This window comes from Vibrio sp., assembly GCF_038138445.1.
In the GTDB taxonomy this organism is placed as follows: Bacteria; Pseudomonadota; Gammaproteobacteria; order Enterobacterales; family Vibrionaceae; genus Vibrio.
Genome location: NZ_JAYQDQ010000026.1, coordinates 3,104 through 25,419 on the forward strand (window position 1 = coordinate 3,104; position 22,316 = coordinate 25,419).

Consider the following 22,316-nt stretch of genomic DNA (forward strand, 5'->3'; position numbering starts at 1 on the left):
ACGTTGGGCATTTCGATATTTACATTTCTAATCAAAGCGCCAATTAAGTCAATTTGGTAGAACTTTTCCTGTGTACCGCCTCTAGGAGAGTTGCGATAGAATGTGAGCTGACACTTTAATTCAGCTCCATCTGAGCATGCCTGTGAGATAAGTGGACTAGACTTATCCACTTTCTTAACTATTTGAATGGGTGAGTGCACTGAACGATTTTCCCATGACATGTTATGCGAAAAGCCCAGAACTGTAATCTCATTTTCATGGCCACTTTGATAGCCATTACCCATTGAGTCTGGGGTATTACAAGCCATCGATAATAAACCGCCTTCAATACTCTCTATGGTTAGGTAAGCAATTGTTGTCATTATATTTATCCTTTCAACTGATCGTGAAAAGATCGTATCAGTTTTTAACCTAAAGCGCACCGTTGCATAATGACTATTAATGTAGTGAAAATGAAGGTTTTTTGAAAACTCACGGGGCAGGTCTCGATTCTCGAAAAACATTAGTTTTTCTATATCAAATCTACCCGATGATCTTTGCTCAAACTTCGACACGTAACCCAGAAAGGGGCACAAGTGTGCTGACCAGAATGACACTCTCCCCCTAAAGCTTAAGCAAATGCGACAAAACATAAACCATTCTGTTTCCCCCAATAAAAAAGACCCAAGGGTTTCACCTTAGGTCCTTTTTGTCACAGTTCTAATTCATTTTGGGATGATGGATAGTGCTTATCCAAACGGCACTCACTCAATCGAGTGGCACTATCTAGCAACTATAGTTTTTGCCGGCCAAGTAATGAGTGGGAAAGCGTGGTACCATCGACAAGCTCAAGCTCACCTCCGACAGGCACACCGTGTGCAATCCGGCTGGCCTGCACCTTATGCTCGCGGCAAAGCTCTGCAATATAGTGAGCGGTCGCTTCACCCTCGACGGTTGGGTTGGTGGCCAAAATAACTTCTGTCACATCCCCGCGACGTAGACGGTAATCCAGCACATCAAGGCCAATATCACTTGGGCCAATGCCATCTAAAGGGGATAGATGACCCATAAGCACAAAGTATCGACCTGAATATTGACCAGTTGATTCCACCGCAGCGATGTCTGCAGGGCTTTCAACCACGCAGATTTGACCATTTTCCTGACGCTTAGGGTTAGTGCAGATGTGACACGTTTCTTGTTCAGTAAAAGTGCGGCACTCATTGCAATGACCTATCTCTGTCATTGCTTGGCTGAGTGAGTCAGCCAACTGTAAACCGCCTTTTCTATCACGCTGTAACAAATGAAAGGCCATACGCTGAGCTGACTTGGGGCCAACCCCAGGCAGACAACGTAAGGCCTCCATCAATTGCTCCAGCATATGACTGGTGCGCATTGACTAGCCCTTTGTTAGAAAGGCATTTTCATGCCAGGTGGAAGTTGCATCCCCCCAGTCACTGATTCCATTTTTTCTTTTTGTGTTTCTTCAACGCGGCGTGACGCATCATTAAATGCAGCAGCAATCAAGTCTTCAAGCATTTCTTTGTCATCTTCCATCAAGCTTTCGTCGATCTCTACTTTACGAACACTGTGGCTTCCTGTGATGGTTACTTTTACCAAGCCAGCACCAGACTCGCCCGTTACTTCCATATTCGCAATTTCTTCTTGAAGCTTTTGCATACGCTCTTGCATTTGCTGGGCTTGCTTCATTAAGTTGCCCATTCCGCCTTTACCAAACATGTTTTTCTCTCTGGGTTGTCTAGCTAGTTTCGTTAATAGATTGAGGTCGAAGTGTGTTTTTTCAACCCCAAATTTGATTCATATAGGCCTGACACTATCACTGTCTAGCTCAGCTGCAAATCGCTGCTCAATAAACTGAACATTGCTGTCGTTTTCAAGGCTGGTAAATGCCTGCTGTAACTTTGTCTGATAGAGTTTCTCTCTCAACTCTAAGGGGGTTTCACCAGACTCACCAACCTCAACACTTAGCTCGAATTGCTCGCCTAACACCGAGTTAAGCGCAGTGATAAGTTCATGACGAGCTCTATCACTATTAAGATGAGCTTGCTCGCTGCGAAGCGTGAGTACAATAAAACTCTCTCGCTGCTCATAATGTGAATTAAGCGCCAGCTGCTGGGTCATTTTTGCCACATCCAGCTGTTCAATCAAACGAGCCCATTGGCTCTGCTGCAAACATTCTTGAGTGAGCTTTTTCGCCATATCCGGCGTTTTTTCATGCTCCAGCGCTTTCTTTATTTGAGAAGGCGTGAGTGCATGATTTTGCGCTACTGGTTTTTCTTGCGGCAGCGTTGGACGCCATTGATAAGGCTCTGCTTTATCACCTTCAGGCGTTGCTACATCCACTGAGTTGGACACTGGCGACACCTGCATAGTTCCCATGTTGCGCTGTGCAACGCGATCAAGAACCGATGATGGTTGAGCAGATGTCGCATTAGTCTTTTTTGGCGTGCTAGCCTGACTCTTCCCAGTGCGTTGAGAACGAAGCTGGTGTCTTAGACCTCTTACAGGAGATACCTGTGATTGAGGCTGCTCCTGCATGTGAGCATTGGCTTGTTGCTCTGGAGTCTCTGGCATTTGAGCCTGAGCAGGCTCCATGTCCATTTGTGATGGTTGTTCAGGTACAGATGGCTGTTCAGGCGCAGGTGGTTGTGGTGCAGGCTGAACTTCTGGCATCGATACACTTTGAATAGGAGCTGGTGGCACATATGTCGAAGGAGCTGGCTCTGGCTGAATAACCTGATTGGTAATCACATTCGCTTGAGGCTGAGCCACAGGGCGAAATGCCATCATTCGTAGCACCACCATCTCAACACCGATTTGCTCAGATGGAGCCAGCGCTAAGTCTTGCCGCCCTTTTAGCGCAATTTGATAATAAAGCTGGATATCTTGCGGCGAAAGCACTCGACTTAACAACACCACTTTTTCGGCATCGGGTAAGGATTTATCCAGCGTCTCAGGGAGCGCTTGATACATAGCAAGGCGGTGCAGCTGAGCAGAAAGCTGAGAGAGTAAACCATCCCAGTCAACGCCGTTTTGAGCAAGACCTGCAAGACAATCCATCGCTGTTTGCGGCTGTTTGGAACCAATGGCTTCAAGTAAATGTAATGCCTGGTCCGTATCTAAGGTTCCCAGCATATGAGCAACACTGTCCGTCACCACTTGACCATTACCTAAAGCAATCGCCTGATCGGTCAAACTTAATGCATCACGCATACTGCCATCGGCAGCATGAGCAATCATGCCTAAAGCTCGGGGCTGATACGAAACCTTTTCTTGCTGTAAAATATAATCGAGTTGCTGATGGATGTTATCAACGCTGATAGGCTTTAAATGGAACTGCAAGCAACGCGATAATATGGTGACAGGTAATTTCTGTGGATCCGTAGTGGCAAGAAGAAACTTTACATATTCTGGCGGCTCTTCCAAGGTTTTAAGCAAAGCATTAAAACTATGCCTTGAGAGCATATGCACTTCATCGATGAGATAAACTTTAAAGCGACCTCGGGCTGGCTTGTACTGCACATTATCCAGCAGCTCTCTGGTGTCTTCGACCTTGGTTCTAGACGCTGCGTCAATTTCTAATAAATCAACAAAGCGTCCTTGATCGATTTCTTGGCAAGTATCGCACTGGCCACAAGGCGTGGCTGTTATACCTGTCTCGCAGTTTAATCCTTTGGCAAACAAACGACCTATGGTGGTCTTTCCGACTCCGCGAGTCCCGCTGAATAGATAAGCGTGATGAAGCCGGTTATTCGCCAATGCATTTTCCAACGCGGTCAAGACATGACTTTGACCAACCACTTGATTAAATTGTGCAGGCCGCCATTTTCTAGCCAGTGCTAAATAACTCATGACTTTATCCAATTAATGGCCATCAAACTCACAAATACTGTATACCTTGAGGCCAAGTTTTTCGAGACGTGTATCTCCACCAATTTCTGGCAGATTGATAACAAACGCAGCGTGTTCAACCTCTCCACCGAGCTGGCGAATAAGTTGAGTGGTCGCCTCAATCGTTCCACCTGTGGCAAGCAAGTCGTCGACAACCAAAACCTTATCCCCTTCTGATATCGCATCAGTATGAATTTCAAGAGTATCCGTGCCGTATTCAAGTTGGTAAGATTGGGCGATCGTTTGACGCGGCAGCTTACCGGGTTTACGTACAGGTACAAAGCCAATGCCAAGCTCTAAAGCGAGTGGCGCACCAAACAAAAAGCCGCGAGCTTCAGTGCCAACAACCTTGGTAAAGCCCATACCTTGGTACTTTTCGACTAACACCTGAATAGCAGCCTTATACGCCACCGCGTTTTCCATTAGACTTGTCACGTCACGGAATAAAATACCTGGCTTGGGGTAATCTGGGATGCTTTTGATGCTTGACTTGATTAAGGTAATGGTTTCAGTTGTCATAATTCATTTCTTAGATTGGCTAGGCTTATTATCTACAAAAAGTTTAACAAGCATCAGCAAAGGTTTTTAACGCACTGGTCACTTTTTACGAAGCTAAAAGGACTCACGTTATGCAACCAGTTATACACCTACAAAAACAGCAGGACACGTGTATGCAATCTTAGTGATTTTCTTGCCTATCAGCAAGGTGATCAATCACGGGTAATCGAATAAACCAAGTCAATAAAGTCATCAGCATCACCATAAGTGCAACCTTTAACCAAACTTGGGAAACAATCCAAATAGAGAAGGAGAAACTTGCCACCATACATAGGGCGCCACGCACTTTGATTTTGCTGGTCACCGCTCGGTGTTGATGCCAGTTATCGAGGATAGGACCAAAGGTTTTATGTTCATGTAACCAACGATGAAACCTTGGGCTACTGCGCATAAAACAAGCGCTGGCGAGAAGAATAAACGGCGTTGTCGGAAGCAAAGGCAGAAAGATACCGAAGAAACCTAGCACCAAACTCAGGCCACCTACAATATTTAAACTCAGTCTTCGAATATCGATGGTAGGCTCCGGCTTATTCGGCTAAAAACCCGCGTATCCATTAAATACTCGAATCCAAGTTAGGGTCGCAGGAAGGGTAGGAATTAATAATGCCGCAATGAACCCTAAAAAGTAAAGGATGTTGTAGGGTTCTTTAAAGTCTTTGTCTGCCATAGGATTACTTCTCTCGTGTCAGTACTGTATGTTTTATTATTCGTTAATATTAGGTTAACGTATTGGAACATTTTTGTGCTGGCGGACTATACCTCAAAAAAATCTCAATAAACACCGTAAAAACATAAGGTTATTAGACGTTTTATCACATGGACTAAGCACTACCACCACGGAAAATATCCAAACTAAAACTGCTTGAACCCAAACTACCTAATGTCAGCTGGCACGCAGCCTGAATAGGTAAATCAGGCGTTATAAAGTTTTTAATACAATTTTCACCAAGTTTGGTTCCTGCTGCTATATGTTGGGAGAAATACCCATTGGACCATTGCGCATCAAGACCTGCTGGTAGCAGTGATAACGTCCCTTCGGACACATCTGCAATACCAAACATGGCTTTTACTGGGCTGGCACACTCTGCGCACTCCATACCCTTTTCAAGCAAATCAGCAATATCTTTCAAATCGGCATTAAAACACTTCAAATTACGCAGGTAATCATGGAATAACGCTCTAACCAATAAGGTAGTTGCCGCACCATGCTGACCTTCGCATGCAGAATCAACGATATAGAATGCAAACTGACCATTCATAAGCCATGCATAGTCATAGACCAAAGGCATAACATCGATCGATTGCAACAGGCGATAGCTACATTTCCAGTCACCTTGCGATGTATCTTTATCAGGCAACAGTGCATGCAGCAGATCTTTCGCCGCAATAGGGTTGTCCTGCAAATATTCTAAATGCCAATGCAACTCTTGCTCTTCTGGCATATCACCGCTGTCTATTCTGAACCACTGACTCGCAAAATCTCGTTGATCACACAGATGGTTGTCGGAATCATATAAGGTATTTTCTATTGCACTGGCTAGATGGTCAGGGTTGGTAATAGGTTTAGGGAGAAAATCTTTGATGCCAAAACGTAGCGCTTGCGCCACATCGGCCATCTCATCAGTGGCTGATACCACAATCAAAGGGAGTGATGGGTACTCTAAACTGACCTCTTCAACAAACTCAATACCATCGAGTACAGGCATTGAAAGGTCACACAAAATCAAGTCTGGCTCTGTCTCTCTAAGCTTTTTGAGGCCTTCTAGGCCGTTCTCCGCTTCCACAACCTCATGACCTTGAGCTTCAATAAAGCCACCGGTGAGTTTGCGAAATACAGGATCGTCATCGACGATCATGATAAGCTTTGTCCCAGTATCCGGCTGGGTTGAGGGCGTTGTCGCCACTTCATAAGTTTTATGCATACACCTTGGCCTCACACAACTATAAACGTACAACTGTTAGTATTATTTTTTTAATTGTAAACGGTTTCAAACACTCATTTAAAAATAGCTGCGAAAGTGTATTTATACAAATCTTCCACTTTTCGCGCATGTTGAATACTATATGTAGCTAGAGCCAAAGATCGTAAACCTTGTTGATAATATTCAACCTTTGGCATCTGATACTTGTATAAGTTAACCCAATTTGCAAAAAATGTGTCGAAAATAATGAAATTAGACGATCTCAACCTTTTTAGGCTCGTTGTTGAAAACGGAAGCTATACTGCGACCTCTCGCAAAACTATGATTCCTGTTGCAACAATTACTCGGCGCATACAAGCGTTGGAAGAAGCTCTTAACCTCAGATTACTCAACCGCCATGCCCGTAAACTTTCTCTTACAGAAGCGGGTGAACGTTTTTACAGTGAATGCTCTCCCCTACTCAATCGACTCACCATAGCGACAGAAGAAATTACCGATGAATGCCGAGGAGCGGCCGGAAAAATTCGTGTATCGGCTCCCTCAAACCTTACCAAACGCATGATGATGCCAATATTTAGCGCATTCATGACTAAATTTCCGGATATCAACCTTGAACTAACCACCAGTAACCATGCTGATCAGCTAGATCCAACGGAATGGGATGTCATTTTTCGCGTTGGCCCGCAGAGAGATTCCAGCCTGATTGCACGTAAAATCGGCTCAGTTGAAGATATTTTAGTCGCCAGTCCTATCTACCTTGCCAATCACCCAGAGCCAAAGCATGCAGAAGATCTGCAAAATCACTCTCTTTTGAAAGGCGCACCGCTTTTAAAATGGCAAATCACCAACAGTAGCGGCGAGACAGTGATTAATAATGATAAAGGCCGTTTCCAAGCCAATGCGCTAGATGTGGTTCGCAGCGCATGTTCAGATGGGTTGGGAATCACACTAATGCCAGATGTTATGCTTAAAGAACATATTGAGGATGGGAGCCTCACACGGGTTTTGCAGGAATGGAGCGCGAACCCTCGCGATATTTACATGCTATACAACCACAAAGATCACTTGCCTGAAAAAGTCCGTCTATTGATAGACTTTGTGATTGAATATAAGGACAGCTAATTTATCATTCATCTTTTGATGGTAAACACTTAGCCCAAAGCTGACTTTCAGCTTTGGGCTGAGATTACATATATTCTACAAATTTACTCAAGTCTCGCTCTGGCACTTTCATCGGAGTGCAACCTGGCGTCCCCAAATATAGAAAACCAACAATCTCATCTTCACCTTCTAGACCAAATGCACGATGAACATTGTCATGGAACATCCACTTACCAGAACGCCAAAAACCTTGAAAGCCCTGCGCAACTGCAGCCATCTGCATCGCGTGCACTGCACAGCCAGCAGAGAGATGCTGCTCTAGAGCGGGTACTTTCTCATGCGGGGTCACTTTAGCAATCACAGTGATCACCATAGGCGCACGAAACGGGGCGTTTTTCAGCTTTTCCAACACGCTGTCGTCACTGTTTTCTACTTTTGCCGCCGCGACCAAAATATCGGCCAATTTCGTCAGCCCTTCGCCTTGAGAAATGACAAATCGCCAAGGTGTTAGGCTGGCATGATCTGGCGCTCTCAGACCAGCTCGAATGATATTCTCTAAAGCCTGTCCCTCTGGAGCAGGGTGAGACAACCTAGCGATTGAGCGGCGATTAAGCAGCAAATCTAAAGCATCCATTTGAAATTCCTAGTGAGTTCTGATGTGAGTCGATCATAACCTTAGGTGACAAAAAAGGCGAACGTTACCGCTCGCCTTTTTACACTCATAAACAATTATTCGTAAAATGGCTTATTCAAACCTGCGCGAGTCAACAGCCCATCACAAGGTGCGAAGCGATCGCCATACTTCTGTGCATGTTGGTTCATCAGCTCTATCACTTTCTCTAAGCCAAGCTGATCCATGTATCGGAAAGGCCCACCTAAGAATGGCGGGAAACCTATGCCAAAAATAGCACCAATGTCACCATCACGAGGGCTTCGTATGATGCCTTCTTCCAAGCATCGCACGGCTTCATTTAGCATGGGCAATACACAACGCAGAGCAATGTCTTTCTCGCCTGATTTGACTTCGGGAGTCAAACTCAAAAGCTTGTAGACGGATTTATCCACCTCTTTCTTCTTGCCTTTGTAGGTATAAAAACCTTTGCCACTCTTTCTCCCTTTACGATTGTCATCAAGCAGAGTATCAAACACATCCGGCCCTCTAAATCGCTCGCCTAACTCGCCAACTAAAATAGGCATAATCTTAGCGCCAATATCAATGCCGACTTCATCGAGTAAGGTAATAGGGCCAACTGGGAATCCAGAGTTCAATAGGGCTTTGTCCAAATGCTCTATAGGCTCGCCAGACATCAAGACTTGAGCGGACTCATTCATGTAAGGAGCAAGAATACGGTTGACATAAAAACCAGCGCAGTCTTTGACAACGATAGGCGTTTTGCCTTGCTTGCGAGCAAATTCGACCACAGTGGAGATGGTCTCATCGGAGGTGCTTTGATGAGGGATAATTTCCACCAATGGCATTTTTTCAACAGGGCTAAAATAATGTAGGCCTACCACCTTCTCTGGACGCTGAGCCTTTTCAGCAATCTTATGGATAGGTAGAGACGAAGTATTAGTAGCAAAGATGGTGCTATCCTTTGCATTCGCCTCAACATCAGCCACCATTTGCTGCTTTAATTCCAAATCTTCAAATACCGCCTCAACCACTATGTCGGTGTGATTAAAACGTGTGAAGTCCACCCCACCAGAGAGTTTTAGCATATTCGACTGAAGCTTAGCCTTAGACAAAATGCGGCGTTTGCGCTGCTTATCAAACAACTTGTAGTTGTACTTAAGGGCGTTAAGCACGCCATCGTTGGAGACATCTTTGATTCTCACTGGCACTTTGGCTTTGGCCACAGATACATGGCTTATCCCTGCGCCCATCAAACCGCCACCCAGTACAGCAGCCATACCAACATCTTTTGGCTCTGCTTGAGTGCCTTTTTCTTTCTTCATCTCTGTTGTGGCAAAGAAAATGGAGCGTAAGGCTTTCGATTCAGGTGTCATGACCAAATCACCAAATCGCTGCGCTTCTTTGGCTTGCCCTTGCTCGAAGCCTTTTTCTAAGCCATGGCGCATTACATCCAAAATAGCTTCAGCAGCTGGATAATTGCCACGAGTTTTGTCATGTGTTTTTTTCGCCGCCTGCTCAAAAATCACTTTGCGGCCCAAGCTAGTGTTAGAGATAAGCTTTTCTTTGGTTGACACCTTGCGCTTAGCTTGGGATTTACCCGCATGTTTCTCAACAAAACTCTTGGCCACTTGCAGCAACACGCTCTCTGGCACAACCGCATCAACCACGCCCAATTTTTTCGCTTTAGCGGCTCTTAGCTGTTTACCTGTGAGAATCATATCAAGTGACGGAAGCAAACCAATCAAACGAGGTAAGCGCTGCGTACCGCCTGAACCTGGAAGCAAACCCAATTGCACTTCAGGCAATCCTAAACGCGTCTTGTCTGAAGTGGTACAAACGCGATAATCGCAAGCTAAAGCAAGCTCCAAACCACCGCCTAAACATGGGCCATGAATCGCAGCCACCACAGGAAAAGGTAGGTCAGAGAGTTGCTGGAACATTGTCTGCCCTTGAACAGCGAGATCTTTTGCTTGCTCAGCACTGGTGCAGGCATCAAGCATGCGCACATCAGCGCCAGCAATAAAGTTATCTGGCTTAAGAGAATGAACAATCAAGCCCTTAATGGTAGAGATATTTTCTTGAAGCTGAGCAAATATGGCTTTCATCTCGTCAGCAAAAGCCGCTTGCAAGGTATTCATTTTCTCACCGGGGACATCAATCGACAGCCAAGCAATGTTTTGTTCATCAACCTTTAATTCAAATGCTTTTTGTTCACTCATTACTCAACCTCCAAAACCATAGCTGCACCCAAGCCACCTGCTGCGCAGGCCGTATTTAACGCCAAGCCTCCGCCGCGCCGCTTAAGCTCTCTCAATGTTTGAGTGATCATACGCGCGCCTGTTGCGGCAAATGGATGGCCATAGGCAATTGAGCCACCAAGTACATTGAACTTATCCATGTCAATTTCACCAATCGCTTTTGCTCGGCCTAGTTTCTGCTGCGCGAAATCGTCTGAGGCAAACATTTTGACATTCGATAAAGTCTGAGCCGCAAAGGCCTCATGCATGTCGATCAAGGTCAGATCCGATAGATTAATGCCCGCTCTATCAAGTGCGAGAGGTGTGGAATAAGAAGGGCCCATTAACATATCCATTTCAACCCCAATCGCGGAAAACGCATAGGAGCGAATGTAACCCATCACCTCTAGGCCTAACTCTTTGGCTTTGCCTTCTCGCATTAACATGATGGCCGCCGCGCCATCGGTAAGCGGAGTACTGTTTGCCGCTGTCACGCTACCATATTGACGGTCAAACGCAGGGCGCAGCTTGGCGTAACCTTCCAAGGTTGAATCATGGCGAACGTTATTATCTTGAGAAATCCATTGTTTGTAGGGCTCTGGAAAAGCCGTCATGACCTCGCCTTCTATCTTGCCGTCTTTCCACGCCTCGGAAGCAAGAGAATGAGAGCGATGAGCGAGTGCGTCTTGTTCTTGGCGCGTGATACCATGAGACTTGGCCATCTGTTCTGCGGTTTGCCCCATAGACAAGCCCGTTGAGTACTCAGCCACAGCTGGAGGGACTGGCATAAGATCTCTAAATGAAAGGTTTTTAAGCAATTTAAGCTTCTGACCCATGGTTTTAGTTTTGCTAAGCGCAAGAAGGTTAGCGGCCAATTTCTTGGAGACACCGATTGGCAACACAGAAGAGGAATCTGCTCCCCCAGCGATACCAATATCAATCGTACCTGCCATGATACTTTCTGCCACATTGACCGCAGACTGAAAACTGGTTGCACAAGCTCGGGTCACGCTGTAAGCATCGGTATGAATGTTCATTCCCGTGCCAAGAACAATTTCTCGCGCTATATTTGGCGCTTCAGGCATCTGAACTACCTGACCAAAAACGACTTGATCGATCAGTTTAGGGTCAATCTCAGTCCGCGCCATCATTTCGCTCACCACCATCTTGCCGAGATCGACGGCGGGGACTTGACTGAATTCCGTGCTTTGACGTGCAAACGGCGTACGCAAACCCGCAACCACCGCAATGCGCTCACCTGAGCGCGTTTTCACTTCCTGCTTGCCCATTATTTCTCCTTTACAAAATAGAGGTCAGACCAGAATCATTGTAACCAGAATGTTAAGCGAATCAAACGCTCGTTTAATTAAACGTGATTCAGAGTGGAAAAGCGATAGCTTAGATGGGGCAAAAAAAAACCACACAGACTTGTGTGGTTGGAGAACAAACCAATTAACTCGCGTTAATCGAAAATAATCAGTGTCCTGATTAAGGAGAAAGTAAAGTCAGCCTTCAAAAGGAAATGCCACCTTGCTCAACATGTCGGCCCAAAAACCAACCAGATGACAAGGGCTACTATAATCTGTGAATAATATTGAATGTTGAAATAGATCAATTTTACGTCGATTTTTTAACCATAACATTGGGCGTAATAGTACGCTGGTCTGATAAGTCCAGAGAATGTTTGATTAAATACTCAGTAAATCATACTCTTCTAGGACCTAGATTTAGGGGTATGGCCAAACCACAGAGCAAAATTGGAGGCTCATGTGTCCGTTATCAATTTTTTTGGAAAGAAAAAGTCGAGTCCTCCGGTCAACTCGGATATGGACAGACAAAGAAAGTACGAAGCGCTGGTAAGAGCGTATCACAGAGACTTATATCGCTACGCCTATTGGCTGTGCAAAGACCAATCGGTTGCAGAAGATCTTGTCCAAGAAACCTGTCTACGGGCTTGGAAGTCTTTAGATAGTTTACAAGATGAAAAAGCGGCAAAATCTTGGTTGATTACCATATTAAGGCGCGAAAACGCGCGCCGCTTTGAGAGGAAACAGTTTGATCTGGTTGATATTGATGACCATGCCAATGACGCCAAAGTCAGTGATGCCCCGCATCACCAAACCCAATGGGTGCAGGCACAAATCATGAAACTGGAAGACGAATATCGTGAACCTCTCTTTTTGCAGGTTGTCGGAGGGTTCAGTGGCGAAGAGATCGGTGAGATCCTTGGTCTTAATAAGAACACAGTGATGACCCGTCTTTTCAGAGCAAGGAACCAACTGAAGGACATGTTAGATACAGAAAACAGTCATCGAGGACAGCAAAATGGATGAGTTAGAATTCCGTCGTCGTATTATGTCCGACCCAAAAGAACGGGACGGCGATATCGTCGAAGCCATAAAAGCAGACAGTGCCAACGGCAAATTTGCCGAAGATGTGCTTGAGCTTGATGCCCATATTGCCAAGGCGATGGCAGTCGACGTGCCTGAAGATCTGGTCGACCGCATCCTGTTTCATCAAACTTCCCATTCAGAATCTAATGTGATTAGACCAACTTTTGCCAAACGGGCTATGGCGACAGCGGCATCGATTGCCTTTGTATTTGGTCTTTTGGTTGGGCAAGTTAACTGGGGCAATATTGTCCTACCGCCAGCGCATGCCAGCATTGAAGATATTGCCATTAAACATGTAATGGCCGAAAAGCCATTTGTCACTGGTATTGACGAAAATGTGCCTTCTTCTCAAATCAATGCCAAGATGATGCCCTTTGATCACCAACTTGGCGCTAATTTCCCTTACCATGTGTATTATCTCAACCATTGTGGCTTTGGCGACACCAATGCACTGCACATGGTGTTTCAGGGCGAAAAAGGCAAAGTAACGTTATTTCTCACCAGTATGCCTTCCAAGCAAGCGGTCGATTTTGAGCAGCAAGGCATGGCAGGCGTGGTTGAGCCTATTGGCAACACTAGCTTAATCCTTGTGGGAGAAGATGGTGAAAATGTCGCCAACATCGCTGAAAATATAGCAAACATCATCAAACCTATGAGTTAACCAAATTTTAACATTTTGTGATCTGTATCATGGCTTGAGCTTCTCGCTTAAGCCATTTTTTTTGCTCAAAAATAGAGTTTAAACTCTAAAAAGTCTGTTTTTACCTATAAATCCTGCCAAATGGCTTTCATTTCTATAATTTTACACACCAACTCGGTAATGGTCGGATTTCTATCTTTTATACTAGGTGCCTAGGATTTGCCACAGTTGAGTGAAAGCTCAAATAAGACGTCCGCGAGAGGCGAAACAAAGGAAAAGTATGATGAATAAGACACGTCTGTTTAAGAAATCTCTTCTAGCCGTGACCATTGCCAGCACCACACTGGCTTCGCAGCAAGCTCTCGCTGCAGGTTTCCAGCTTAACTCTCAGTCCGCCACTGGCCTTGGCCGCGCCTTTGCCGGTGATGCTGTTATTGCCGACAATGCTTCAGCTATGGCACGTAACCCCGCAACAATGGCGCTGTTTGATGAAATATCGCTATCTCTAGGGTTTGTTTCTATCACCTCAAAGATTGAAGTAAAGGATGCCCAATATAGTTTCTTTAACGGCTCGGGTTATACAACTTTAGATTCAAATTATAGTGATGCTGGTGATACTTCTATTGCTCCTAATATTCACTTAATAGTTCCAGTTAATGATAAGTTTGCATGGGGTGTCAATGCCTATACCAACTTTGGAACTAAAACGGAATTTGATAACTCGTTTATGGCTTCAGAGTATGGTGGCCTAACCGACGTTAAAAGTATGAATTTTGGTGTATCAGGTTCATATCGTCTAGATGAACAGTGGAGCTTTGGTGCTGGTCTGGACTTTATTTACGGTGAGGGTAAGTTAAAGCGCACTACAAGCCAACAGCTTGGTTCCACTACAGCTCTTGATGTGGATGCTGATGGTTGGGCAGTAGGTTTTAATATCGGCACTGTATTTGAACTTGATGATAAAAATCGTTTCGGTTTCTCATACCGTTATAGCCCAGATTTAGAAGCAGATGGTAAAGTGAATTACTCAGGTTCAGGGCTTGGTGAGGTAGACGATACCTTAATTATGCCTCTACCTGATATGGCCGAGTTTTCAGGCTACCATCGCCTCAATGATAAGTACGCAGTTCACTATAGCGTACAATGGATAAACTGGAGTGAATTTGATGTTTTACGAGCTGAAAAAAGTGGTAAGCTAAATGATTATGAGTGGCAAAATGGAATGCACTACTCTATCGGTGGTACCTATTATTTAAACAATGACTGGACTCTGCGTGCGGGTTATATGTATGACACCAGTGCACAAGATAAAATCACATCTATTTCGGTGCCTGATTCAGATAGACAGTGGTTCTCGACAGGCTTTACTTATCATATAGATGATAAGTCAAATATTGATTTTGGTTTCACCTATCTACTGGGTGAAGACGTAAAAGTTGAGGAAACCACTAATCACCCAACTACCCCCAGCGTAGAATTATCCTCTATAAATGCAACTACAAAGGCAGATGCTATCTTAGTCGGTCTACAATATAGCCGCAGTTTCTAAACCGCTGAAGCTAATCACACAAAGGGCCATCTAGCATGGCCCTTTTTCGTTTCCATACCTCATTTACCCCCCAGTTGATTATTTTCAGCCTACAGCTGTGCTGCCAAACCGCCTTTCCACAGCACATGTGTTCGCCGAGTTAAAGCAAAATAAAACCACGAATCAGTGATTTATATAAAAAATTAGCTTAGTGACGATATTTTATCGTAAAGATAATCGCTAAGGTGTTTTTTGTTTTTAAAGTAATAACTCTAATTTTAATATCGTCTGACATTTATTAATAAGTCAGCGACAAACTACCATGAAAACAAGAATTACTTTTCTCTCCCTTGCAGTAGGCGCAGGCCTTATTTCTGCTTCAGATACAGTAACAGCAGCTGGTTTTCAATTAGCCGAATACTCAGCAACGGGCCTTGGCCGCGCCTATGCTGGTGAAGCGGCGATGGCAGATAATGCCAGTGCACAGTGGCGAAACCCAGCTATGCTCACCTATCTTGATGGCACCCAATTATCGCTTGGCGCTATTTACGTCAACCCCAATGTGGATGTCGATGGTACAGTAGACGGCAGCGCGTCTGCGCTGCCTGTATCCAATGCATCTTCGTCAGATTTTGCCGATGATGCGATTATCCCTAATTTTTACCTCTCGCATCAATATTCTGATCAAGTGGCGATTGGCTTTGCACTGGGCACAAACTACGGGATGGAAACTAATCTAGGTAATGATTTCGCCGCCGCTCATTTTGGCAATCAGGCCAGCGTAACCACAATGGAAGCCAACCTCAACGCTGCCTATCAAGTCAATCAAGACCTGAGTATTGGCGGCGGCGTTCGCTATGTGATGGGTGAAGGCAGCTTTGGCGCGAAAGCACCAGCAAACAATGCTTACTCTCTATCTCAAGGTACAGACCTTAAATATATGGAAGGCGATGATAACGCTTGGGGCTGGCAAGTTGGTACGGCTTGGCAAATTAACCAAGATCACCGTATTGGCTTTAGCTACAAATCCGAAGTTCAACTTAAGCTTGAAGGCTATGCCACAGGCGCAGGATTTGGCCTAAGTAATGGCAATCGCGATAACGGCAGCATGGATCTTGCCCTACCCGCCACAGCCGAGCTGGCAAGCTTTCACCAACTGACAGAAAAACTCGCCATTCATGCCAGCCTAAACTGGACTAATTGGAGCAGCTTTGAAAAATTAGAGGCCCAATTAAACACATTAGGCAGCAAAATGGTCAAAGTTGAAAACTGGCAAGATAACTATCGCCTAGCACTGGGCGCAACTTATCAGCTTGACTCTAAATTGGCACTTCGCACCGGTATTGCCTATGACACATCGGCGGTGAGTGATAAAAATCGCACCATTACTATCCCAGAAACCGATCGCACTTGGCTAAGCCTAGGCGCAAGTTACGACTTTACTAAAAACTTTACCCTAGATGGCGGTTTAACCTACATTCTAGCCAAAGACGCGCCAATCACAGAATCACGTGGCTATGCCTCTGACGACAACGCGCAAGCCTTAGCCGGCCAGTTTGTTGGTGAAACTAAAGGGAATATTTGGCTTATCGGTGTTCAGGCCAGCTATCGATTTTAAGCCAGCCACAGCTTCAAGCTAAATTGGCATGAAAAAAAGCTTGGCCAATAAACCAAGCTTTTTTATTAGAAATCTTCATCGAGATAGTCGTCAAGATAGGCTTCTTCTTCTGCATCAAATTGTTCAGGCTTTTCAATCTCGGCATTGAAATCCTGATTTTGCAGATAGGCATCTCGCGTTAATGCGTATGGATCAGGCGAGTTCTCAAGCATAGCTTCTTGAGACACAAGTGAAGCTCTAGTTTCCATACCTTCAAAGGCCCACTTACCTAGCCCCGCCCAAATATTAAGTAGTGACAATGGCACGTAAGTGCTATCGACTAAGTCGGCAGACTCTCTCACCGTCCAAGGCCCATAACCAGGCACCATGACATAAGGACCATTACCTACACCATAATGTCCGACGGCATCACCAAACGACTTATTATTATGATGCGTGATACCCGCAGCAGAAGCCACATCGATCAGGCCCAATAAGCCAAAGGTACTGTTAATCCAAAAACGGTTAAAGTGGTCAATCGCCGTGTGGCCTTTACCGCGCACGAGGTTATGGATCACACTCGCTGGCTCATCAAGGTTACTTAAAAAGTTTGCTATACCTTGGCGAACAGGATCAGGGACATAATTGACATAAGCCAAGGAGACAGGCCGCACAAAGTAAGGATCTAAGTAGTCGTAGTTTACCGCCCACATAGTGCGGTTAAAGCCCTCAATCGGGTCGTTAACCTCTGACTCACCGTGCGCTGAGTCTTGAGGCGCGCTGGCACACCCCATCAAAAACATGACACCACAAAACATTGCCCACATCTGGGGCTTAATACTATTCATTATTCTAATTTCCAAACAAAGGCCGGCACTATTTAGTACCGGCCCTTTATCAATTTATTGCGCGAATAAGCTTGGTTAATATTGCTTATTAATACTAACCGTAACAGGTTGACCCACTTTAACGATTTCGCTCTCACCAAACCAGTCCCCTTGCTTAGTCGCTACGTTGCCGTCAGAATCGAGACGAACACGTACCATAAGTGACTCCAATGAGGATAGCTTACGATCTTGCAACATACTATTAGTATCATCAAGAACTACGGTTCGAGGAAAACTCCCCAATGGGTACCTTGCCGCCGCGACTGGCATAGGCGAGCCATCAGCGGTATGAACCGAAACAATCAACGCCGAGTCTTGGTCAAGTTTTACCTTTTCACTCAGTGAGATAGAAACAGAGACTGACGTATTACTGACCGCGGAATCACCCAATTGTTCCTGAGCATTATCAATACTGCGCGTTAGCATTTGATAACGGCTATCTTCAGGTCCAATCATACGTTGCATCACCTTCCAGTAACGGATGGCAGCAGTATAATCTTCTCTTTCGTACGCGTCGAATGCCAATAATGAGAATACTCGTAAATCGACATAATCATTTTGCACTAATTGGCCAAGAATCCGGCGCGCAATGGTCTGATCAAGTTCATCTTGCGACAACATCAGAGCTTGAGCGTAACCTAACTTGATATCATCATCGTCAGATTTCAGGGCGTAGGCTTTTTTCATCGCACCAATGGCTGTCACGACATCACGATTAGCCAGAGCGATTCTACCGAGCAAGAGCCACCCTGTTGAATCATCAGGGTGATAATGTAGGCGGGTACGCAAAGCAAGTGTAAGGTCACGCATTTCATCATCGCTCAGCGCAGCGCCTTCAGGCACCAGTAACTTTTTAGATAGTGCGGGCAAGTTCGCACTGACTTGTTGCCAATCTTCTACCTTAGTTGACGCGCCGAATTTAAAGTACATGGCGTATGACAATGCGATAATAAACACCATAGAAGGCAGTAAAATAGCCATAGGAGATATCGCCACTGAGCCTTTAACTGCGTTTTGATCAGGAACATCATCTAGCAGTGACTGTTTAAGATCATCGACTAATTCCTGCTGATCATCTACAAGACCTTCTTGGGTTTCTTCTGCAAGCTCAGATAGCCTATCTTTATACAGCGCCTTATTGAGTTCGTCACGCAGTACGTCATCATTATTAGTTCTTTTACGAATAAAAGGGATGCCCATTAAAATCAGGCTAAGCAAGATAAGAATGGCTGAAGCTATCCAAAATAACGTCATTACTGCTTATCTCCATCATCATCTTGTTGTAAAAGGGCTTTAAGGCGCGCTTCTTTGGCTTGATTCCAATTCTCGTCCTCATTTATACGAGCCTGCTTTTTACGCGAACGCACAAAAATAAAACCAAAACCAAACATCACCACAAAAATTGGCCCAAGCCATAAAATAGCAGTCGCAAGAGTAAATGGCGGCTTGTAAGTCACAAAGTTGCCATATCTCGCCACCATGTAGTCAACAATATCCTGCTTGGACTTACCTTGTTTGGTCATTTCATACACTTTTTGCCGTATATCGACGGCCAATTCAGAGTTTGAGTCTGCAATCGTGTTATTTTGACATTTAGGACACCTCAGCGTGCTACTCAGTTCTTTAAACTGCTGCTCTTGCTCTAAGTCCTCAAACTCATAGATTTGTATCGTTGCGTGGGCGGTAAAAGACAAAATGACGCTGAGCAAGATGAAAAGGAAGGTGTTTTTCACTGTTTAGCCTCCGCAAGCAATTTGTCATAAATAGGTTTAATGTCATCGTTCCAACTACGATCATTGACATTACTTGCATGACGATAACGGATCACGCCCTGAGCATCGATCAAAAAGGTTTCTGGCGCTCCATACACACCCAAATCTAGGCCAAGCATACCAGTACCATCAAACAGGCTTATCAAATAAGGATTACCCAACTCGTTAAGCCACTTAACGGCTTTAGTGCGATCATCTTTGTAGTTCATGCCAATGATCTTAACGCCCTGAGAGGCCAACTTGTTGAGGTACTGGTGTTCCACATAACAAGTCGAGCACCAAGTCGCCCACACATTTAAAAGCAAAGGTTCGCCTTTGAATATTGATTGATCGTAAAGCTTGCCCGGCTCTGCTAAATCTTCGAGCCTAAATTGAGGGACACTCTGACCGATAAGTACAGATTCGAGCTTGGTCGGATCGTCACCGTGAGAGTTTCGAAACAGCTGAGTAGCAAAAACGCTGACCAAGGCCAAAAAAGCGATCAGAGGTATAAAGAGTAATTTTTTATGCATCACGCCTCCTGCATTTTTGCACTTTTTCTATAGCGATAACGTTTGTCACTAATGGCAATCACACCAGCAAGCGCCATAAGTAAGGCCCCAGCCCAAATCCATCGTACAAAAGGTTTGTAGTAAATTCGCACCGCCCAGGATTTATCATCATCTAAGCGCTCACCCATAGCAATATAGAGATCCCGCGTAAGACCTCGATCTATAGCCGCTTCCGTCATCATAGAGCGTGCTGTGCGATAAAAGCGCTTCTCTGCATGTAAAGTGTTTAAGTATTCCCCTTGGTGGCTAACCTTAAACTCCGCGACGAAACCATCATAGTTAGGGCCATTCTTATCTTTTAGTCCTTTAAAATAGAAATCATACCCTTGAATACTATAGCTTTGACCCGGCGCCAAACGAACATCACGTTCAATACTGTAGTTTTGTACCATGGCAATGCCGATAATGCTGACAGCAAGGCCTATATGACCAAACATCATTGCCCAGTGACTGCGCTGAAGCTTAGTGATACCGACAGTAAAGCTGTGTCTGTGCGTTGCTCTCTGGTGCAATTCAAAGCCGTGCATAAAGATGATCCACAGTGCCATAACCCAACCGATATAAGCCATAAACTGGAAGAAATCGGCAAGCAGTGCCACTAGGGCATAAGCCAAAATCAATGAGGCTATCCCAGAAACCAGCATAGGTTTGGCTAAACCAGAAAGATTATCTCGCTTCCAGCGAATAAGTGGCCCAATGCCTAAAAAGAAGGCAAAGGGCACCATAAGCCATGCAAATAAAAGATCAAAGAACGGCGCACCAATCGATACTGAGCCCAAACCTATTTGTTTGTGAACAAGCGGAAGCAAGGTGCCAATAAGCACCACCACTAATCCTGCAATCAGCAAGACATTATTGACCAGTAGCGTATTCTCTCGAGACACAAGTTCAAAGTTACCACGCGAGCGCACTTTAGAACCTTTTAAGGCAAACAAGAGTAGCGAACCACCTATCACAAATACTAAGAACAGAAGGATGAACATGCCTCGTGAAGGATCAGAAGCAAATGCATGCACAGATACCAAAATTCCGGAGCGAACTAAAAATGTGCCAAGTAAGCTCAAAGAAAATGCAGAAATGGCTAGAAGTACAGTCCAAGCTTTAAACGTGCCTCGTTTTTCTGTTACCGCGAGTGAATGCATCAGCGCAGTACCAGCTAACCATGGCATAAAGGAGGCGTTTTCCACTGGATCCCAAAACCACCAGCCACCCCAACCTAATTCGTAATAGGCCCACCAAGAACCTAGCGCAATGCCTAAAGTCAGGAAAAGCCAAGCGGCTGTTGTCCAAGGCCGTGACCAGCGTGCCCAAGCCGTATCCAACCTGCCTGTCATTAATGACGCAATCGCAAATGAAAAGGCAACGGAAAAACCAACATAGCCCATGTAGAGCATAGGAGGATGAATGATAAGGCCAGGATCCTGTAATAATGGATTAAGGTCGCGCCCATCAACAGGAAAGAAAGGTAAGGTCCTTAGAAAAGGGTTAGAAGTGACAATAATAAACAGAAGAAAACCAACGCTTATCATCCCCATTACAGCCAGAACCCTCGCCACCGACTCCTGTGGCATACCTCGGCTAAAAGTTGCAACTGCCACTGTCCATATCGCTTGGATTAAGACCCAAAGTAGCAAAGAACCCTCATGAGCCCCCCAAACCGCGGTAAGACGATAGTACCAAGGCAACTGACTGTTTGAGTTGGTAGCAACATAAGTAAGGGTAAAGTCATTGGTATAAAATGCCCACAAAAGCACACCAAAAGACAAAGCAAGCAGTAAGAACATTCCCCAAGACAATGGCCGTGCGGTGTTCATCAGCAAGGTATTATTTCGTGAAGCGCCAATTAGAGGCAAAATGCTTAACAATACTGCCATCGCCAGTGAAACGATAAGGGCAAAATGACCAATCTCAGCAATCATTGACCACTTCCTTGTTTTTGTTGTTGCGTATATTCAAGCGGCTGGTGGTTTTTTTTCATCGCCTCTGCGATTTCTGGCGGCATGTATTCTTCATCATGCTTAGCAAGCACTTCAAAAGCTTCGACCGTGGTAGGATTTTTTAGTACCCCTTGGGCCACAATACCTTGCCCTTCTCGAAATAGATCGGGAAGAATCCCATCATAAAGCACAGTCACTTTGGGGCCGACATCATGCAGCTCAAACGCTACTCGAAGTGATTCAGGGTCCCTTTTTACCGAACCTTTGACCACCATACCACCAATTCGCAAACGCTGACCGACTGCTGGTTTTGTTCCATCAGGCTTGCCATCAACTAATTCGCTAGGCGTATAAAAGAGGTCCATATTCTGATTTAGGGCATAAAGCATAAGACCAATGGTGGTACTCATACCAACGAATATAGCGAGTACTATCCCTAGCCGTTTTTTGCGCCTTGGATTCATAGCGTATTCTCCATATTTTTCGCGGCATCGATTCGAGCTTGTCTATCTATCTTTGACTGGACTTCATCGAGCAGTTGGTTTCCACGGCGCAGGCTTAGCAGAAGTAACACCAGCATTGAGGTAAAGGTGATTCCAAAGGCACTCCATACATAAGTTGAGTACCCTCCCATCGCTAGAAAATCGCTTAAAGACTCAAAATACATAGGA

The 22,316-nt window shown here is 45.0% G+C and carries 23 protein-coding genes; 5 read left to right on the forward strand and 18 right to left on the reverse strand.

From position 1 onward, the window contains the following. The 8 genes from tssD to AAFM34_RS09195 all read right to left on the reverse strand — a co-directional run. Nucleotides 1-362: type VI secretion system tube protein TssD (tssD, locus tag AAFM34_RS09160; protein ID WP_341662096.1), on the reverse strand; the 362-nt coding region annotated here is incomplete at its 3' end. A gap of 410 nt (nt 363-772) precedes the next feature. Beyond that, entirely contained in the window at nt 773-1,372 is a 600-nt protein-coding gene (gene recR, locus AAFM34_RS09165; RefSeq protein ID WP_114787190.1) for a recombination mediator RecR, read from the reverse strand. 14 nt (nt 1,373-1,386) lie between these two features. After that, nucleotides 1,387-1,716 (reverse strand): YbaB/EbfC family nucleoid-associated protein, encoded by a 330-nt coding sequence (locus AAFM34_RS09170; protein WP_114787189.1) that lies wholly within the window; start codon nt 1,714-1,716, stop codon nt 1,387-1,389. 78 nt (nt 1,717-1,794) lie between these two features. Beyond that, a complete protein-coding gene (gene dnaX / locus AAFM34_RS09175; RefSeq protein ID WP_341662097.1) occupies nt 1,795-3,849 on the reverse strand; it encodes a DNA polymerase III subunit gamma/tau in 2,055 nt (684 codons plus the stop codon). Nucleotides 3,850-3,861: 12 nt separating this feature from the next. Further along, nucleotides 3,862-4,407, reverse strand: a complete 546-nt coding sequence (gene apt, locus AAFM34_RS09180) for an adenine phosphoribosyltransferase (protein ID WP_341662098.1) — start codon at nt 4,405-4,407, stop codon at nt 3,862-3,864. A gap of 160 nt (nt 4,408-4,567) precedes the next feature. Then, the gene (locus tag AAFM34_RS09185) at nt 4,568-4,933 is read right to left on the reverse strand and encodes a YbaN family protein (protein WP_341662154.1); all 366 of its coding nucleotides are present in this window, start codon (nt 4,931-4,933) and stop codon (nt 4,568-4,570) included. Nucleotides 4,934-4,981: 48 nt separating this feature from the next. Continuing rightward, complete coding sequence (locus AAFM34_RS09190) at nt 4,982-5,113, reverse strand: hypothetical protein (RefSeq protein WP_341662099.1); 132 nt, start codon at nt 5,111-5,113, stop codon at nt 4,982-4,984. A 154-nt stretch (nt 5,114-5,267) separates the two neighbouring features. Further along, nucleotides 5,268-6,368 (reverse strand): response regulator, encoded by a 1,101-nt coding sequence (locus AAFM34_RS09195; RefSeq protein WP_341662100.1) that lies wholly within the window; start codon nt 6,366-6,368, stop codon nt 5,268-5,270. A 246-nt stretch (nt 6,369-6,614) separates the two neighbouring features. On the opposite strand from AAFM34_RS09195, the gene AAFM34_RS09200 reads away from it, so the two are divergent. Beyond that, nucleotides 6,615-7,490 (forward strand): LysR family transcriptional regulator, encoded by an 876-nt coding sequence (locus AAFM34_RS09200; protein ID WP_341662101.1) that lies wholly within the window; start codon nt 6,615-6,617, stop codon nt 7,488-7,490. Nucleotides 7,491-7,554: 64 nt separating this feature from the next. On the opposite strand, the gene AAFM34_RS09205 is transcribed toward AAFM34_RS09200, so the two are convergent. From AAFM34_RS09205 to fadI, 3 genes are all read right to left on the reverse strand, one after another. Next, nucleotides 7,555-8,103, reverse strand: coding sequence for an NAD(P)H nitroreductase (locus AAFM34_RS09205; RefSeq protein WP_341662102.1), 549 nt, complete (start codon nt 8,101-8,103; stop codon nt 7,555-7,557). A gap of 95 nt (nt 8,104-8,198) precedes the next feature. After that, the gene (fadJ, locus tag AAFM34_RS09210) at nt 8,199-10,322 is read right to left on the reverse strand and encodes a fatty acid oxidation complex subunit alpha FadJ (protein WP_341662103.1); all 2,124 of its coding nucleotides are present in this window, start codon (nt 10,320-10,322) and stop codon (nt 8,199-8,201) included. Further along, the gene (gene fadI, locus AAFM34_RS09215; protein ID WP_341662104.1) at nt 10,322-11,629 is read right to left on the reverse strand and encodes an acetyl-CoA C-acyltransferase FadI; all 1,308 of its coding nucleotides are present in this window, start codon (nt 11,627-11,629) and stop codon (nt 10,322-10,324) included. The genes fadJ and fadI overlap by 1 nt, the downstream gene beginning before the upstream one ends. 468 nt (nt 11,630-12,097) lie before the next feature. Between fadI and AAFM34_RS09220 the strand changes: the two genes are divergently transcribed. The 4 genes from AAFM34_RS09220 to AAFM34_RS09235 all read left to right on the forward strand — a co-directional run bounded on the left by AAFM34_RS09220 (nt 12,098) and on the right by AAFM34_RS09235 (nt 16,519). After that, nucleotides 12,098-12,673, forward strand: coding sequence for a sigma-70 family RNA polymerase sigma factor (locus tag AAFM34_RS09220; RefSeq protein WP_114786760.1), 576 nt, complete (start codon nt 12,098-12,100; stop codon nt 12,671-12,673). After that, the gene (locus AAFM34_RS09225; protein WP_341662105.1) at nt 12,666-13,394 is read left to right on the forward strand and encodes a DUF3379 domain-containing protein; all 729 of its coding nucleotides are present in this window, start codon (nt 12,666-12,668) and stop codon (nt 13,392-13,394) included. The genes AAFM34_RS09220 and AAFM34_RS09225 overlap by 8 nt, the downstream gene beginning before the upstream one ends. Before the next feature lie 262 nt (nt 13,395-13,656). Next, nucleotides 13,657-14,922: an outer membrane protein transport protein gene (locus AAFM34_RS09230; protein ID WP_341662156.1), complete on the forward strand. Its 1,266-nt coding sequence runs from the start codon at nt 13,657-13,659 to the stop codon at nt 14,920-14,922. Between the two features lie 301 nt (nt 14,923-15,223). After that, nucleotides 15,224-16,519, forward strand: a complete 1,296-nt coding sequence (locus AAFM34_RS09235; RefSeq protein ID WP_341662107.1) for an outer membrane protein transport protein — start codon at nt 15,224-15,226, stop codon at nt 16,517-16,519. A gap of 65 nt (nt 16,520-16,584) precedes the next feature. Here AAFM34_RS09235 and AAFM34_RS09240 read toward each other — a convergent pair whose 3' ends face one another. The 7 genes from AAFM34_RS09240 to ccmD form a co-directional block, all read right to left on the reverse strand. Beyond that, a complete protein-coding gene (locus AAFM34_RS09240; protein WP_341662109.1) occupies nt 16,585-17,346 on the reverse strand; it encodes a VacJ family lipoprotein in 762 nt (253 codons plus the stop codon). A gap of 75 nt (nt 17,347-17,421) precedes the next feature. Further along, nucleotides 17,422-18,639 carry a c-type cytochrome biogenesis protein CcmI gene (gene ccmI / locus AAFM34_RS09245; RefSeq protein WP_341662111.1) on the reverse strand — a complete coding sequence of 406 codons (1,218 nt, stop codon included), beginning with the start codon at nt 18,637-18,639 and terminating at the stop codon, nt 17,422-17,424. Next, complete coding sequence (locus AAFM34_RS09250; protein ID WP_371833263.1) at nt 18,639-19,118, reverse strand: cytochrome c-type biogenesis protein; 480 nt, start codon at nt 19,116-19,118, stop codon at nt 18,639-18,641. The genes ccmI and AAFM34_RS09250 overlap by 1 nt, the downstream gene beginning before the upstream one ends. Continuing rightward, a complete protein-coding gene (locus AAFM34_RS09255; protein ID WP_341662113.1) occupies nt 19,115-19,669 on the reverse strand; it encodes a DsbE family thiol:disulfide interchange protein in 555 nt (184 codons plus the stop codon). The genes AAFM34_RS09250 and AAFM34_RS09255 overlap by 4 nt, the downstream gene beginning before the upstream one ends. Next, the gene (locus tag AAFM34_RS09260; protein ID WP_341662115.1) at nt 19,669-21,627 is read right to left on the reverse strand and encodes a heme lyase CcmF/NrfE family subunit; all 1,959 of its coding nucleotides are present in this window, start codon (nt 21,625-21,627) and stop codon (nt 19,669-19,671) included. The genes AAFM34_RS09255 and AAFM34_RS09260 overlap by 1 nt, the downstream gene beginning before the upstream one ends. Next, nucleotides 21,624-22,109 (reverse strand): cytochrome c maturation protein CcmE, encoded by a 486-nt coding sequence (gene ccmE, locus AAFM34_RS09265; RefSeq protein WP_341662117.1) that lies wholly within the window; start codon nt 22,107-22,109, stop codon nt 21,624-21,626. Before ccmE ends, AAFM34_RS09260 begins: the two co-directional genes overlap by 4 nt. Beyond that, nucleotides 22,106-22,312 (reverse strand): heme exporter protein CcmD, encoded by a 207-nt coding sequence (gene ccmD, locus AAFM34_RS09270; RefSeq protein ID WP_341662119.1) that lies wholly within the window; start codon nt 22,310-22,312, stop codon nt 22,106-22,108. The genes ccmE and ccmD overlap by 4 nt, the downstream gene beginning before the upstream one ends. Nucleotides 22,313-22,316: the final 4 nt, after the last annotated feature.

Excerpts from the sequence above, each read along its gene's own strand:
- recR (WP_114787190.1), bottom strand. The coding sequence starts at position 1,372 with ATGCGCACCAGTCATATGCTGGAGCAATTGATGGAGGCCTTACGTTGT.
- AAFM34_RS09170 (WP_114787189.1), bottom strand. The coding sequence starts at position 1,716 with ATGTTTGGTAAAGGCGGAATGGGCAACTTAATGAAGCAAGCCCAGCAA.
- dnaX (WP_341662097.1), bottom strand. The coding sequence starts at position 3,849 with ATGAGTTATTTAGCACTGGCTAGAAAATGGCGGCCTGCACAATTTAAT.
- apt (WP_341662098.1), bottom strand. The coding sequence starts at position 4,407 with ATGACAACTGAAACCATTACCTTAATCAAGTCAAGCATCAAAAGCATC.
- AAFM34_RS09190 (WP_341662099.1), bottom strand. The coding sequence starts at position 5,113 with ATGGCAGACAAAGACTTTAAAGAACCCTACAACATCCTTTACTTTTTA.
- AAFM34_RS09195 (WP_341662100.1), bottom strand. The coding sequence starts at position 6,368 with ATGCATAAAACTTATGAAGTGGCGACAACGCCCTCAACCCAGCCGGAT.
- AAFM34_RS09200 (WP_341662101.1), top strand. The coding sequence starts at position 6,615 with ATGAAATTAGACGATCTCAACCTTTTTAGGCTCGTTGTTGAAAACGGA.
- AAFM34_RS09205 (WP_341662102.1), bottom strand. The coding sequence starts at position 8,103 with ATGGATGCTTTAGATTTGCTGCTTAATCGCCGCTCAATCGCTAGGTTG.
- fadJ (WP_341662103.1), bottom strand. The coding sequence starts at position 10,322 with ATGAGTGAACAAAAAGCATTTGAATTAAAGGTTGATGAACAAAACATT.
- fadI (WP_341662104.1), bottom strand. The coding sequence starts at position 11,629 with ATGGGCAAGCAGGAAGTGAAAACGCGCTCAGGTGAGCGCATTGCGGTG.
- AAFM34_RS09225 (WP_341662105.1), top strand. The coding sequence starts at position 12,666 with ATGGATGAGTTAGAATTCCGTCGTCGTATTATGTCCGACCCAAAAGAA.
- AAFM34_RS09230 (WP_341662156.1), top strand. The coding sequence starts at position 13,657 with ATGAATAAGACACGTCTGTTTAAGAAATCTCTTCTAGCCGTGACCATT.
- AAFM34_RS09235 (WP_341662107.1), top strand. The coding sequence starts at position 15,224 with ATGAAAACAAGAATTACTTTTCTCTCCCTTGCAGTAGGCGCAGGCCTT.
- AAFM34_RS09240 (WP_341662109.1), bottom strand. The coding sequence starts at position 17,346 with ATGAATAGTATTAAGCCCCAGATGTGGGCAATGTTTTGTGGTGTCATG.
- ccmI (WP_341662111.1), bottom strand. The coding sequence starts at position 18,639 with ATGACGTTATTTTGGATAGCTTCAGCCATTCTTATCTTGCTTAGCCTG.
- AAFM34_RS09255 (WP_341662113.1), bottom strand. The coding sequence starts at position 19,669 with ATGCATAAAAAATTACTCTTTATACCTCTGATCGCTTTTTTGGCCTTG.
- AAFM34_RS09260 (WP_341662115.1), bottom strand. The coding sequence starts at position 21,627 with ATGATTGCTGAGATTGGTCATTTTGCCCTTATCGTTTCACTGGCGATG.
- ccmE (WP_341662117.1), bottom strand. The coding sequence starts at position 22,109 with ATGAATCCAAGGCGCAAAAAACGGCTAGGGATAGTACTCGCTATATTC.
- ccmD (WP_341662119.1), bottom strand. The coding sequence starts at position 22,312 with ATGTATTTTGAGTCTTTAAGCGATTTTCTAGCGATGGGAGGGTACTCA.